Source organism: Cetobacterium somerae (genome assembly GCF_022430525.1).
In the GTDB taxonomy this organism is placed as follows: Bacteria; Fusobacteriota; Fusobacteriia; order Fusobacteriales; family Fusobacteriaceae; genus Cetobacterium_A.
The window spans coordinates 18163-30602 of the sequence record NZ_CP092519.1; the positions used below are offsets into that span (position 1 = coordinate 18163).

14 protein-coding genes are annotated in these 12440 nt (G+C 26.6%); all 14 read left to right on the forward strand.

All coding sequences use genetic code 11. From position 1 onward, the window contains the following. The first annotated feature begins 23 nt into the window (after positions 1 to 23). The 14 genes from MKD34_RS00080 to MKD34_RS00145 all read left to right on the forward strand — a co-directional run bounded on the left by MKD34_RS00080 (position 24) and on the right by MKD34_RS00145 (position 12263). Entirely contained in the window at positions 24 to 884 is an 861-nt protein-coding gene (locus MKD34_RS00080; RefSeq protein ID WP_240219129.1) for an ABC transporter substrate-binding protein, read from the forward strand. After that, the gene (locus tag MKD34_RS00085) at positions 881 to 1912 is read left to right on the forward strand and encodes a FecCD family ABC transporter permease (protein WP_240219130.1); all 1032 of its coding nucleotides are present in this window, start codon (positions 881 to 883) and stop codon (positions 1910 to 1912) included. Before MKD34_RS00080 ends, MKD34_RS00085 begins: the two co-directional genes overlap by 4 nt. A gap of 2 nt (positions 1913 to 1914) precedes the next feature. After that, the gene (locus MKD34_RS00090) at positions 1915 to 2664 is read left to right on the forward strand and encodes an ABC transporter ATP-binding protein (protein ID WP_240219131.1); all 750 of its coding nucleotides are present in this window, start codon (positions 1915 to 1917) and stop codon (positions 2662 to 2664) included. A gap of 134 nt (positions 2665 to 2798) precedes the next feature. Beyond that, positions 2799 to 3929 (forward strand): M23 family metallopeptidase, encoded by a 1131-nt coding sequence (locus tag MKD34_RS00095; protein ID WP_240219132.1) that lies wholly within the window; start codon positions 2799 to 2801, stop codon positions 3927 to 3929. 70 nt (positions 3930 to 3999) lie between these two features. Next, positions 4000 to 4992 (forward strand): FecCD family ABC transporter permease, encoded by a 993-nt coding sequence (locus MKD34_RS00100; RefSeq protein ID WP_240219133.1) that lies wholly within the window; start codon positions 4000 to 4002, stop codon positions 4990 to 4992. Further along, on the forward strand, positions 4992 to 5774 hold the full coding sequence (locus tag MKD34_RS00105) for an ABC transporter ATP-binding protein (protein WP_240219134.1): 783 nt from the start codon (positions 4992 to 4994) through the stop codon (positions 5772 to 5774). Before MKD34_RS00100 ends, MKD34_RS00105 begins: the two co-directional genes overlap by 1 nt. Next, positions 5771 to 6625, forward strand: a complete 855-nt coding sequence (locus tag MKD34_RS00110) for an ABC transporter substrate-binding protein (RefSeq protein WP_240219135.1) — start codon at positions 5771 to 5773, stop codon at positions 6623 to 6625. Before MKD34_RS00105 ends, MKD34_RS00110 begins: the two co-directional genes overlap by 4 nt. Positions 6626 to 6722: 97 nt before the next feature. Continuing rightward, a complete protein-coding gene (locus MKD34_RS00115) occupies positions 6723 to 7103 on the forward strand; it encodes a hypothetical protein (protein WP_240219136.1) in 381 nt (126 codons plus the stop codon). Positions 7104 to 7192: 89 nt separating this feature from the next. Next, the gene (locus tag MKD34_RS00120; RefSeq protein WP_240219137.1) at positions 7193 to 7801 is read left to right on the forward strand and encodes a MotA/TolQ/ExbB proton channel family protein; all 609 of its coding nucleotides are present in this window, start codon (positions 7193 to 7195) and stop codon (positions 7799 to 7801) included. Between the two features lie 5 nt (positions 7802 to 7806). After that, entirely contained in the window at positions 7807 to 8196 is a 390-nt protein-coding gene (locus MKD34_RS00125; protein WP_240219138.1) for an ExbD/TolR family protein, read from the forward strand. Then, positions 8189 to 8893, forward strand: coding sequence for an energy transducer TonB (locus tag MKD34_RS00130; protein ID WP_240219139.1), 705 nt, complete (start codon positions 8189 to 8191; stop codon positions 8891 to 8893). The genes MKD34_RS00125 and MKD34_RS00130 overlap by 8 nt, the downstream gene beginning before the upstream one ends. A 70-nt stretch (positions 8894 to 8963) precedes the next feature. After that, on the forward strand, positions 8964 to 10169 hold the full coding sequence (gene rpoN, locus MKD34_RS00135) for an RNA polymerase factor sigma-54 (RefSeq protein ID WP_240219140.1): 1206 nt from the start codon (positions 8964 to 8966) through the stop codon (positions 10167 to 10169). Positions 10170 to 10259: 90 nt separating this feature from the next. After that, entirely contained in the window at positions 10260 to 11597 is a 1338-nt protein-coding gene (gene bioA, locus MKD34_RS00140; RefSeq protein ID WP_240219141.1) for an adenosylmethionine--8-amino-7-oxononanoate transaminase, read from the forward strand. A 12-nt stretch (positions 11598 to 11609) separates the two neighbouring features. Next, positions 11610 to 12263 (forward strand): GntR family transcriptional regulator, encoded by a 654-nt coding sequence (locus MKD34_RS00145; protein ID WP_240219142.1) that lies wholly within the window; start codon positions 11610 to 11612, stop codon positions 12261 to 12263. The last annotated feature ends 177 nt before the right edge of the window (positions 12264 to 12440 follow it).

Consider the following 12440-nt stretch of genomic DNA (forward strand, 5'->3'; position numbering starts at 1 on the left):
GCTTTTTATTAAAAGGAGAAATTATGAAAAAAATATTGTTACTATTTTTACTGATAACTACTTTAAATTTTTCTAAAGAGAATGTAAGAGCAGTTTCAACATCACAGTTTACAACAGAAATGTTATTAGCTATAGGTGCAGAAAATCAAATTTTAGGAACAGCTTATTTAGATGATGAAATACTACCTGAATTGAGAGAAAAGTATAATAAAATACCAGTTTTATCAAAGGGAGCTCCAACTAAAGAGCAATTTTATTCTTTAAATCCTAATTTTCTAACAGGATGGAAATCAATAGCAACACCTAAAAACTTAGGTACAGTAGAAGAACTAAAAGAAAATGGAATAGAAGTAGTTTTTACAAAATCTCAAGATAGCTCTAAAATTGAAGATATATATAGTGATATATTAATGTTTGGAGATATTTTTAATCTAAAAGATAATGCTAAAAATGTTGTAAAAAATATGAAAGAGGATATTAATAAAGTTAAAGAGAAAAATAAAAATAAAAATAATATAAAAGTTTTTGCATATGATAGTCAAGAATCAGCTCCCTTTGTAGTTGGAGGTAATGGAATTGGAAATACTATGATTGAAATAGCAGGTGGAGAAAATATTTTTAAAGATACAAATTTCTCTTTTGGTATTGGAACATGGGAAAAAGTATTAGATGAAAATCCAGAAGCTATTATAGTTATAGACTATGGAAGCGTAAGTTATGAAAATAAAATAAAGTATTTAAAAAACAATTCTCCAATATCTCAGTTAGAGGCTGTAAAAAAAAATAAATTTATAAGAATTCCATTGAGTTATATATCTCCGGGAATAAAGGTAAGTAAAGGTATTGAAATAATTTCAAATGGATTAAGAGAGGAAAAAAAGTGAAAGTAAAAGATAGAAATATAATTATAATATCTCTTATTTTAATTATAGTTTTAGGAACGATAGCAGTTACAATAGGTAGTGTTTCTTTATCGTCAATCCATGTTTGGAAAATATTGGTAAATAAACTATCTAATAAAGATATTTTTTCTATTGAATGGAAGAAATCAACAGAAATGATTGTTTGGAATTTAAGGGTTCCTAGAGTTATTTTGGCTTTATTAGGAGGAGCAGGTCTATCTTTAGTTGGAATTTTAATGCAGGCATTAACTAAAAACTCGTTAGCTAGTCCATATATTTTAGGTATATCTTCAGGGGCTAGTACAGGTGCAGTTATCTCAATAGTATTAGGAAGTCTTTTAGGAATTTCATTTTCTCCAGGTGTTGGTGCTTTTGTTTTTGGAACTTTTACAGCTTTTCTAGTTTTTTACTTAGCTGGGAATGGAGGGTATTCAAGTACAAAACTTGTTTTAATTGGTGTAGCGGTATCCTCTTTATTTTCAGGAGTTACAACATTTTTAGTAACAACTGCTAAAAATGAATCTCAATTAAGAGGAGCTATGTTTTGGATTTCTGGTAGTTTAGCTGGAGCTAGATGGGAAGGATTAATGACATTATTTTTAGTTTTACTAATATCAATAATCCTAGTTATATTTAAATATAGAGAGTTAAATATTTTAATTGCAGGAGATGAGTTAGCTGAAACTTTAGGTGTAGATATAAAAAAATTAAGATTTTTTATCGTGATTATATCTACTTTTTTAACTGGATTTATAGTTTCTGCAACAGGAGTAATTGGTTTTGTAGGATTAGTAATTCCTCATATATGCAGAGGATTAGTTGGAAGCAATCATAAAAGATTGATTCCTTGCGCAATACTTTTAGGTGCTTTATTTTTATTAGGAACAGATACTTTAACAAGGATGATATTTAAAACGCAAGAGATTCCAATAGGAGTTGTAACATCTATGTTAGGTGCTCCATTTTTTATGAGTATGTTAAGAAAAAATAGTTATAATTTTGGAGGATAATTGTGATAAAAATAGATGATTTAGATTTTAAAATAGAAACAAGAGATATTTTAAAAAATATAAAATTGAATATAGAAGAAAAGAAATTCATTGGAATAATTGGTGAAAATGGTTGTGGTAAGAGTACACTTTTAAAAAATATTTATAGAAACTATACTCCTAAAAAGAATAGTATTTATATAGATGGAATAGAATTAAATGATTATTCTGTAAAAGAGTTATCTAAAAAAATCTCTGTTCTAAGTCAAAATCAAAAAATTATTTTTGATTTTACAGTTAAAGAAATAGTTGAAATGGGAAAGTACAATAAAAGCTCTTTATTTTCAAAAAAAAATTACGAACAAGATATTGATGAAGCTTTAGAAAAAGTTGGAATGAAACATTTAAAAGATTCTAGTTTCTTAACACTTTCTGGAGGGGAGATGCAGAGAGTTTTAATAGCTAGATCTATAGCACAAGAGAGTCAAGTGCTATTATTAGATGAACCAACAAATCACTTAGATGTAAGATATCAATACCAGATTATGGATTTAGTAAAAAGTCTTGATAAAACTGTAGTTGCAGTAATTCACGATATAAATATAGCAAGTCGTTATTGTGATTATATTTTTGCCATAAAAAATGGTGAAATAAAATACGAAGGGACACCAGAAGAGGTAATTGTATCAGAAAAAATAAAGGAGATATTCCAAATAGAGGTAGAAGTGATAAAACATCCTTTAAATAACAAACCAATAGTCATTTTTTTATAGATTTTTTATGAAAAAAACTAGTTATATTCAGAAAAAATACAAAAAAAATAAAAGCTAGACTAAAAAGATAAAAATATGGTAAAATTTATAAAAATTTATAAAAATACTAAAAATAAAGAAAAGAATGGTGGGTTATGAAAAAAGGGAAAAAATTGGTCATAGGTATTTTAGTCTTTTTAGTAACATCAATTTTTTATAGAGAGTTTACATTAAAAAATAACGAGGCTAAAAATAAAGAAATAACTGAAAATAAAGAGTTAGTAAAAAATGAGCAAATTATTAAAACAGAAACAGTAGCGATAGAAAAAACTGAGATTGTTGAGAATAGTATAGAGAAAGAAATCACTTTTAATAAAGAAGATTCAACTGAAGTTGTAGATGAAAAGTTAGCACAAACTACAATAGAAGAATCCACATTAGAAGATTTAGAATTAGAAAACAAAATTGCTAAAGAATGGGATGATCAAGAGGGACAAGAGTTAGCAGATCTTGATAGCACAATTGACTTAGAAGAAAAAATTGTATTAGAAAATATGGAATATGTAATTAAAAAAGGAGATACTATTTCAGATTTATCTAAAGAATATAAAATAAAAACTGATTATATCTATGCAAATAATATTGATAAAAACTTAAGAGTTCTTCAAATAGGGAAGAAAATAAATATTCCAACAGAGCCTGGAATATTCTACTCAATCAAAAAGGGAGATACTTTTGAAGGGTTGTCAAAGAGATTTGAAGTGGATGTTAAAACAATAAAAGAAGATAATGAAATTGATAGACTTTTAGTTGGAGCCAAAATCTTTTTAAGAGAACCTAAAGTTTCAAGATATTTAAGTAGTTTTAAACAAGAATATGTTAAGAAAACAAATTTAGGTACTTTTTCAAATCCTTTAGTAGCTATGAGTTTAACAAGTAGCTTTGGTTCAAGAAAACATCCAGTACTAAAAAAAGTTTTAAATCATGCAGGTGTAGATTTAAGAGCTAAAACTGGTACAAGGGTTGTTTCTGCAAAAGAGGGTGTTGTTACTTTTGCTGGAAGAGCCAGTGGATATGGAAAACTTATTATAATAAAGCATTCAGATGGTTATGAAACGAGATATGCTCACCTTAGTCAAATAGATGTTAAGAAAGGTCAAAAAATATCTCAAAATCAACATATAGCTTTAAGTGGAGCAACAGGAAGAGTAAGTGGTCCTCACTTACATTTTGAAATAAGAAAAAATGGAAAAATAGAGAATCCATTGACGTATTTAAAATTTTAATAAAATAAAAAATCCCCCGAATAAATTTGGGGGATTTTATTTTTTGATAAAAGGTAAAAGGAGAAGTATAATGATTTCAAAAAATAAAAGTATAGCTATAGTTTCAGGTGGAATTTTAATTTTTCTTTTTTGTTTCTCACTATTTATAGGGAACTATGAAATAGATTTTATCAAGGGATTAAATTTACTTTTGGGAAATGAAAATAAAGATTTGATAGAGTATAAAATAATTTGGAATTTAAGAATACCTAGAGCATTTATGGCAATAATAATTGGAATGTTATTAGGAAGTAGCGGAGCTATAACTCAAACACTTTTTAGAAATCCTATGGCAGATCCATATATAATTGGAATATCAGCTAGTGGTACTTTTGGAGCTGTCATAGCATTTTTATTAGGTCTTTCGGAGATATATTTTGGAATTTTTGGATCGATATTTTCTTTTATTACATCATTATTGATTTTTAAACTTTCTAATAGCAAAAGAGGAAGCTTGGATTTATCTACTCTTTTGATAATAGGAATAGCTATTTCAGCTCTCTTAAGAGCAATAATCTCTTTAGTTATGTATATTGTTGGTGAAGATAGTTTTAGAGTTGTTCTCTGGACTATGGGATATTTAGGAGGAGCAGATTGGAGGAAAATAGTAATCCTCTTATTCCCGTTACTATTTTCATTAATTTATTTTTATATAAATAGATATAACTTAGATATAATATTACTCTCAGATGAAGAAGCCCATAGTTTAGGTGTAGATATAAAAAAATTTAAATATAAAGTATTGATGATATCTACTTTTATGGTGGGGTTTTCAGTTGCTTTTACAGGAATGATAGGCTTTGTAGGTCTTATAATACCTCATTTAGTTAGGATTATATTTGGAAGTAGTAATATCAAGTTAATTCCATTATCAATGTTATATGGGGGGTTATTTCTGTTACTATGTGATACGATTTCAAGAGGAGTATTAACAACTATGGAAATACCAATAGGAATTGTAACAGCTATATTTGGAGCTCCATTTTTTATATACTTAGCTTTTAAAAATAGAAGAGGTGTGTAATGGAAAGTTTAAAATTAAAAAATTTAAAATATTCATATGGAGATTATAAAATTTTAAATGATATAAGTTATAATTTTTTTCCAGGAGAACTTGTAGGTATATTGGGAGCTAATGGTTGTGGGAAAAGTACTTTATTAAAAGTTATAATGGGTTTTTTAGAAAAGGAAGATGGAGAAATTTATTTAGATAATCTAGAAGTTAAAAAACTTTCAAGAAAAGAGTTTGCTAAAAAAATCTCTTTTATAGCACAAAAATCCAATCAAAATTTAAATTTTACAGTACTAGAGATATTAAAACTTGGAAGAGTACCTCATATAAAAAATAGCTTTAAAGGTTTAGATTTAGAAGATGATAAAATAATAGACGAGGTTATAAAAAAATTAAATTTACAAGAGTATTTAAATAGAGATATAAAAAGTTTAAGTGGAGGAGAGTTTCAGAGAGTTTTACTAGGAAGAGCATTTATTCAAAATAGTGAGGTTATTTTATTAGATGAGCCAACATCAGCTTTGGATATAAATTACTCCTTAGAATTTTTAGAGCTTTTAAAAGAAGAGATTAAAGCTAAAAGCTTGGTTGGGATAATTGTAATCCACGATATAAATCTAGCTTCGTTGTTTTGTGATAAAATTCTTTTTATAAAAGATGGAAAAATACCGATATCGGGAAAACCAAAAGATGTAATAAAAAAAGAGTGGTTAGAAAAAGTATATAATTTTACACCAGAAATTTTAAATTTAGAAAATGATATATATGTATTGCCAAAGCGAGGTAAAAAATGAAAAGATTAATTTTATTATTTTTGATGTTATCTTTAAAAATATTTTCATTAGATATAGTTGATAACTATGTGATTGGAGAAAAAGGTGAAAAAATTTTATTAAAAGAGTATAAAAGAATAGTTATTTATAATTTTGGAGCAATAGAGATTTTATATAAACTAGGAGCGGATAAAAATATTGTGGCTATTGCAAACCACAGTAAAAAAATATGGCCACAGGAAAAAACTCAAAAATTACCTTTAGCTGGAAGTATATCTAAACCTTCATTAGAAAAAATTTTATCTTTTAATCCAGATTTAGTTATTTTTAATGTTATGGGAAATGAAAAGAGCGGATTGGAAAAATTTAATATACCTTCAATAACTTTTTCAAATAAAAATTTAGATGATATTTTAAAAAACACATTAATTTTAGGAAAATTAGTAAATAGAGAAAAAGAGAGCAAAGAACTTGTAGAAGAGTTAAATAATAAATTGAAATATATAAGAGAAAACTTTAAATTACAAGGTAAAGCTGTAATTTTATATTCAGATTCTCCACCTACATCTTTTGAAAAAAATTCTCTTCCAGTAGAGATTTTAGAAACTTTAGGATTAGATGTAATAGTTCCAAAAGTAGGGAAAAAACCAATTATATCTTCAGAGTATATTTTAAGAGAAAATCCAAAATACATTATAGGAACTAGAGGAGTAAAAAATATTGATGGAATAAAAAATGGATTGCAGTTAATTGAAGAGACGGATGCTTATAAAAATAAAAACATATATGTTATTGATTCTAGTGAGATACTTAGAGCATCTCATAGAGTTTTTGATGAAATTGAAAAAATATATGAAGAATTAAAAAAATAAAAAAAAGTCAAAAAAAGTATTTTTGCCATATTTTAGCCATAAAACTTTGTTAATATATTTATGTAAATACAAAGAGAAAAATTAGGAGGTATAAAAAATGAAAAAATTTTTATTAGTATCTATGATGGCTTTAGGATTAGGAACAGTAGCAATGGCAAAAGGAAATAATGGACACAGAATGTCAGCTGATGGAATGGGGCATAACAATGGTGGAAAAATGATGATGGGTCAGTGTCAAACAAACGAAGAAAAAGCTATGATGAGAGAAAAAATGAGAACAAATCCAAAGCTTCAAGAGGGAAGAATTAAACTTCAAGAAAATAAAGTAGCTATGATGAAAGAGATGGCTAAAGAGAATCCAAACTTTACAAATATTGAAAAAATAAATAAAGATAGAGCTAACATCCAAGCTGAGATGAAAACAGAGCAAATGAAAATGAGATATGAAATGTTAAAAACAAATAAAACTACAAATTAATTATAAGAGAGCGAGGTTAATACCTTGCTCTTTTTTATTGAATAATATATACTTTAACTATAAATATTATTAAAAATTTGGAGGGTGAGATGTTATATTATATAAAAGCTGGAGGACCAATACTTTATATACTACTTATTTTATCAGTGGTTTCTTTAGGAGTAATTTTAGAAAGGTCATTGTGTTTTATAAAAAATAAAACATCAGTAGACTCTAAGTTTAAAAAAGAGATAAAAGAACTTTTAATAGATGGAAAATATAATGAAGCTATAGAGTTTTCGAAAAAAGAAAAAGGTGTAGTTGGAAAAACTTTAACAAAATTTTTAATCCGTTATTGTTTAGTCGGAGATTATAAAAACAGTGATGAACTTTTAAGAGAGATTGAATTAGAAGAGATGGATATACTAGAAAGAAATACATATATTCTAGGAATTATTGCATATACAGCTCCTATGATAGGACTTTTAGGAACAGTTACAGGTATGATTCAAGCCTTTGGAAAAATTGCGGTTTCTGGAACAGGTGACCCCAATGCTATAGCAGGAGGAATATCTCAAGCTTTATTAACAACTGCAGGCGGATTAATAATAGCTATACCATCAATAATAGCTTATAATATATTTAATAAAAAAATAGAAAAAATGAGTTTAGAAGTTGAAAAAATAGCTACATTTATAGTAAATATAGTGAAGAGGTAAGAGTTATGAAAAGAAGGACAAAAAGAAGAAGTTTAGCAACTCCAGATTTAACACCTTTAATTGATGTTGTTTTCCTACTTTTAATTTTTTTCATGTTAGTTACAACTTTTGATAAGTATAGTGGATTTAAATTAGAGCTTCCTAAGGGTGGTGTAGTTTCTGAAACATCTAAGGATATATATGAATTAGTTATAGATCAAGATGAAAATTATTTTTTATTAGTGGATAAAATTTCTAATCCTATTACCTTAGAAACTTTGGGAGAAAAGGTAACAAATATAAATGAGATAACAATAAGTGCAGATAAAAATTTAAAATATGAAGTTGTAGTGAAAGCTATTGGAGTTTTAAAAAGTAGTGGTGTTGACAAAGTGGAGCTGAATTTTTATGAATAAATTTTACATCTTATCAGCTATTTTACATGGTATAGTTATATTTTTTCTATTTGGATTTGCAAAGGATGAAGAGTTAAAGTTTAGAGAGAAAAATACGATGATAGTATCAGTAAAAAATAGAAGAGCAGTTAGTAATAATAGTAATATTAGCTCAGTAAAACAGAGTGAACAAAAAGAAGAGGTTCAAGATGAAAAGGTTATACCTGAAGAGAAGCCAGTAGAACAAGAAAAAACAAAGGAAAAAGTTAAAAAAATAATAAAAAAAGAAGAGGTTAAGAAAAAAAAGTCAGAAACTAAAAAGTCAGATAATAAAGAGAAAAAAACTAATTCTAATAAAGTAAAAGAAAGCTACAATGAGTTTGAAGACCAAAATAGATTTTTACAAGGAGAGGATGGAGTATTCACAGCGATATCATTAGATGGTATAGAATATGAGATATTAAAAGAAGTAGATCCTCAATATCCTATAAAAGCGAGAAAAATAGGATATAATGGAGTTGGTAGTATTAAGGTTAATTTTCTTGTAGATATTGATGGTACAGTAAAAGATGTAAAGTTTATATCTGGTGAAAGTAAGTTTGGATTTAGAGAAGAAGTAGAAAAAGCTTTAAAAAAATGGAAGTTTAAGCCAATTATATACAAGGGGAAGATAATTAAAGTTCATTTTGAAAAAGAGTTTAAATTTAAAAAAAATTAATAATTAGGTAGAGTATAGATACAAGATTAAAACTCTACCTATTTTATATTTATAGAAAGGGGGAATAATAATGGACTTTAAATTGGGATTAGATCAAAGTTTAAAATTAAATCTTTCTATGGAGATGAAAATATCTATAGAGATTTTAAAAATGAGTTTAAAAGAATTAAAAGAATATTTGAACAAAGAAAGTGTAAAGAACTCAAATATAGAGATTGTTTTTCCAAAATCTAATTTTTCAAAAAATGAAGGTTATGAAAACTATATTGAGAATATAGGTGAGGAAGATGAGAGTTTAATAAGTTACTTAGAAGAGCAAATAACTTATTTAGAAATAAAAAGAGAAGTTAGAGATATTTTAGAATATCTAATAAATAATTTAGATGAAAGAGGTTATTTAATTTCTAATTTAGAGGAGTTAAGAAAAAATGGTGGTTTTAAATTAAATGTATTTAAAGATGCTGTAAAAATTTTACATACATTAGAACCTATAGGTGTCGGTGCAACTAATCTCATAGAGTGTTTAAAAATTCAACTTGAAAATAAAGGTATTCTAACTGATACATTAGCAAATATTTTAGATAAAAATTTAGAGGATATTGCAAATGCAGATTTAAAAAAAATATCTTTAGAAAGAGATATTCCATTAGCTAAAGTTAAAGAGTATATAAATACAATAAAAAATTTAAATCCTAAACCTGCAAGAGGTTTTTATGTAAATAAAAAAACAAATTATATTATTCCTGATTTATTTGTAGAAATAAATAATGGAGAACTTATTGTAAATCTAAATGAATCAGAAATTCCAAAAATAAAATTAAAAAGTGAAAATAAGAAAGATCAAATTATGGTATTAGCTTTAGAAAAGGGATTAATAAAAAGAGGTGAAACACTCTTAGAAGTTGGAAAATATGTTTTAAATTATCAAAAGGATTATATTCTTTTTAACAAAAATTTAAAGACATTGAAAGTAAAAGATATTGCTTATAGTTTAAATCTTCATGAATCAACAATTTCAAGAACTTTAAAAGATAAATTTATAAAAATAAATGGAAAAATAGAGAGTTTAAAAAAATATATTATTTTAGATGATAAAACTGAACTAATAAAAAGAGAAATTTTAAAAATTATTGAAAGTGAAGATAAAAAAAATCCTTTATCAGATGAAAAAATTTTAAAAAAACTTATGGAAAAAAATCTATTAGTACAGAGAAGAACTATAGGAAAATATAGAGAAGAACTTGGGATTCATTCTAGTAGAAAAAGAAAAAAATAGGTAATAAAAAAGTATTTATGCTATAATAGGCACTAAAGATTATTTTTGTATCAAATATATGAATTTTATAATTGAAGAGGTGTACCTTAAATGAAAAACCTAAGTGATTTACAGAAAAAAGATTTAGATCATATCTTTCACCCATGTTCACAGATGAAAGACTATGAACAACTTCCTCCTATGGTAATAGTAAAAGGAGATGGATTATACGTAGAAGATGAGTTTGGAAATAGATATATGGATTGTGTATCAAGTTGGTGGGTAAACCTATTTGGACACTGTAATCCAAGAATTAATGCAGCTATAAAAGAACAGATAGATAAATTAGAACATATAATTTTTGCAAATTTTTCTCACGAAGCAGCAATTGAATTGGGAGAAAGATTGACATCTGTTGCACCAGAAGGACTTAATAAACTTATATTTACAGATAATGGTTCTTCAAGTACAGAAGTAGCTATAAAATTAAGTTTTCAATATCATGCTCAAACAGGAAATCCGCAGAAAAAAACATTTGTTTCAATAGATGGTGCTTATCATGGAGAAACAATTGGTGCTTTAGGTGTTGGAAATATGGATAGATTTACAGATGTTTACAAACCACTTTTAAAAGAGGGAGTAAAAGTAAAGGGACCAGATTGTTTTAACTGTTCTTTTGGTAAAAAAAGAGAGAGTTGTGATGCAGAATGCTTTATCTTTATGGAAGAATATTTAAAAGAAAATGGGAATATAGTTTCTGGAGTAATAATTGAATCAATGGTTCAAGGTGTTGCAGGAATGAGAATATACTCACCAGTATATCTGAAAAAGTTAAGAATACTAACAGAAGAGTTAAATATTCATTTAATCGTAGATGAGATAGCAATGGGATTTGGAAGAACAGGAAAAATGTTTGCAATAGAACATGCAGGTGTTAGTCCTGATATTATGTGTATTGGTAAAGGTTTAACAGCTGGATATTTTCCAATGTCTATAGTTTTGATAACAGATAAATTATATAATGCATTTTATGCTGATTATTCAGAAGGAAAATCGTTTTTACACTCTCATAGTTATTCTGGAAATCCTATTGGATGTAGAATAGCTGTAGAAACTTTAAAGATTTTTGAAGATGAAAATATTTTAGATGTTATAAAAGAAAAAGGTGATTATTTAAGAAAAGCTGCATCAGAAAAATTAAAGGATATCCCTTATTTTGGAGAATATAGACAAATAGGATTAATTGGAGCTATTGAATTAGTTGGAATTCCTGGAGAAAGAGCAGGATACGAAATATATAAAATAGCTTTGAAAAAAGGAGCTATTTTAAGACCATTAGGAAACATTGTTTATTTTATGCCACCCTATATAATTACAAGGGAAGAGATAGATAAAATGTTAGATATCTTCAATGAATCACTTAGGGAGTATCTAGAGACAATTGATTAAAAGGGGAATATGATGGTTATAAAAAAGAAAAAATCAATTCGTGAGCAAGTGTATGATTATCTAAAGGATGAAATTGTAAACGGAAAGATAAAAGAAGGAAGTAGAATAGTAGAAGAGGAATTTGCAGAAAAGCTTAATATAAGTAGAACACCTTTAAGAGAAGCAATTAGAATGCTTGAATTAGAAGGACTTATTGAAGCAAGAGAAAAGGGTGGGGTAACAGTACCCAAAACCACTAAAAAGGATGTAGAGGAAGTAGTAAAGATTAGAATAGCTTTAGAAACAGTTATCTTTGAAGAACTATTTGAAAGAGTAACGGAAAAAGATATCGAAAGATTAGAAGAGAATGTAGCTAAAGCAGCAGCTATAGTTAATGATGAAGAGAAATCTTTAGAAGTTTTTAAATACTTCTCTGAATTTAATAAAATACTTTATAGTATTTCTGATCTTCCAAGAGTGGTAACTCTAATAAATAATTTGAATTTATATTTAAAAAAGTTTAGAAAAATATCAGCTGAAAACAATAATAGAAGATTAAGTGCTCATAGAGATCACACTAAAATAGTAGAATTAATAAAAGCTGGTAATAAAGAAGAGGCTATAGCTGTAAATAGAAAGCATCTATTAGAAGCTAAAGAGTTCTTGATAAAACAGGTTGAAAGTTAAAATCAGAAGAAATTCTGATTTTTTTTTGGAAAAGTAGTTCACACTGTACTAAAATTATATTTTTACCATATTAAACATACAAAAAATAATTTGACAAATATAAAAAATGTTGTATACTTTAGTGTAGATAATAAATTGTATACAGAATACGGGACACCGGATACCAAGGAGGATATT

Excerpts from the sequence above, each read along its gene's own strand:
- MKD34_RS00080 (WP_240219129.1), top strand. The coding sequence starts at position 24 with ATGAAAAAAATATTGTTACTATTTTTACTGATAACTACTTTAAATTTT.
- MKD34_RS00095 (WP_240219132.1), top strand. The coding sequence starts at position 2,799 with ATGAAAAAAGGGAAAAAATTGGTCATAGGTATTTTAGTCTTTTTAGTA.
- MKD34_RS00100 (WP_240219133.1), top strand. The coding sequence starts at position 4,000 with ATGATTTCAAAAAATAAAAGTATAGCTATAGTTTCAGGTGGAATTTTA.
- MKD34_RS00105 (WP_240219134.1), top strand. The coding sequence starts at position 4,992 with ATGGAAAGTTTAAAATTAAAAAATTTAAAATATTCATATGGAGATTAT.
- MKD34_RS00110 (WP_240219135.1), top strand. The coding sequence starts at position 5,771 with ATGAAAAGATTAATTTTATTATTTTTGATGTTATCTTTAAAAATATTT.
- MKD34_RS00115 (WP_240219136.1), top strand. The coding sequence starts at position 6,723 with ATGAAAAAATTTTTATTAGTATCTATGATGGCTTTAGGATTAGGAACA.
- MKD34_RS00120 (WP_240219137.1), top strand. The coding sequence starts at position 7,193 with ATGTTATATTATATAAAAGCTGGAGGACCAATACTTTATATACTACTT.
- MKD34_RS00125 (WP_240219138.1), top strand. The coding sequence starts at position 7,807 with ATGAAAAGAAGGACAAAAAGAAGAAGTTTAGCAACTCCAGATTTAACA.
- MKD34_RS00130 (WP_240219139.1), top strand. The coding sequence starts at position 8,189 with ATGAATAAATTTTACATCTTATCAGCTATTTTACATGGTATAGTTATA.
- rpoN (WP_240219140.1), top strand. The coding sequence starts at position 8,964 with ATGGACTTTAAATTGGGATTAGATCAAAGTTTAAAATTAAATCTTTCT.
- bioA (WP_240219141.1), top strand. The coding sequence starts at position 10,260 with ATGAAAAACCTAAGTGATTTACAGAAAAAAGATTTAGATCATATCTTT.
- MKD34_RS00145 (WP_240219142.1), top strand. The coding sequence starts at position 11,610 with ATGGTTATAAAAAAGAAAAAATCAATTCGTGAGCAAGTGTATGATTAT.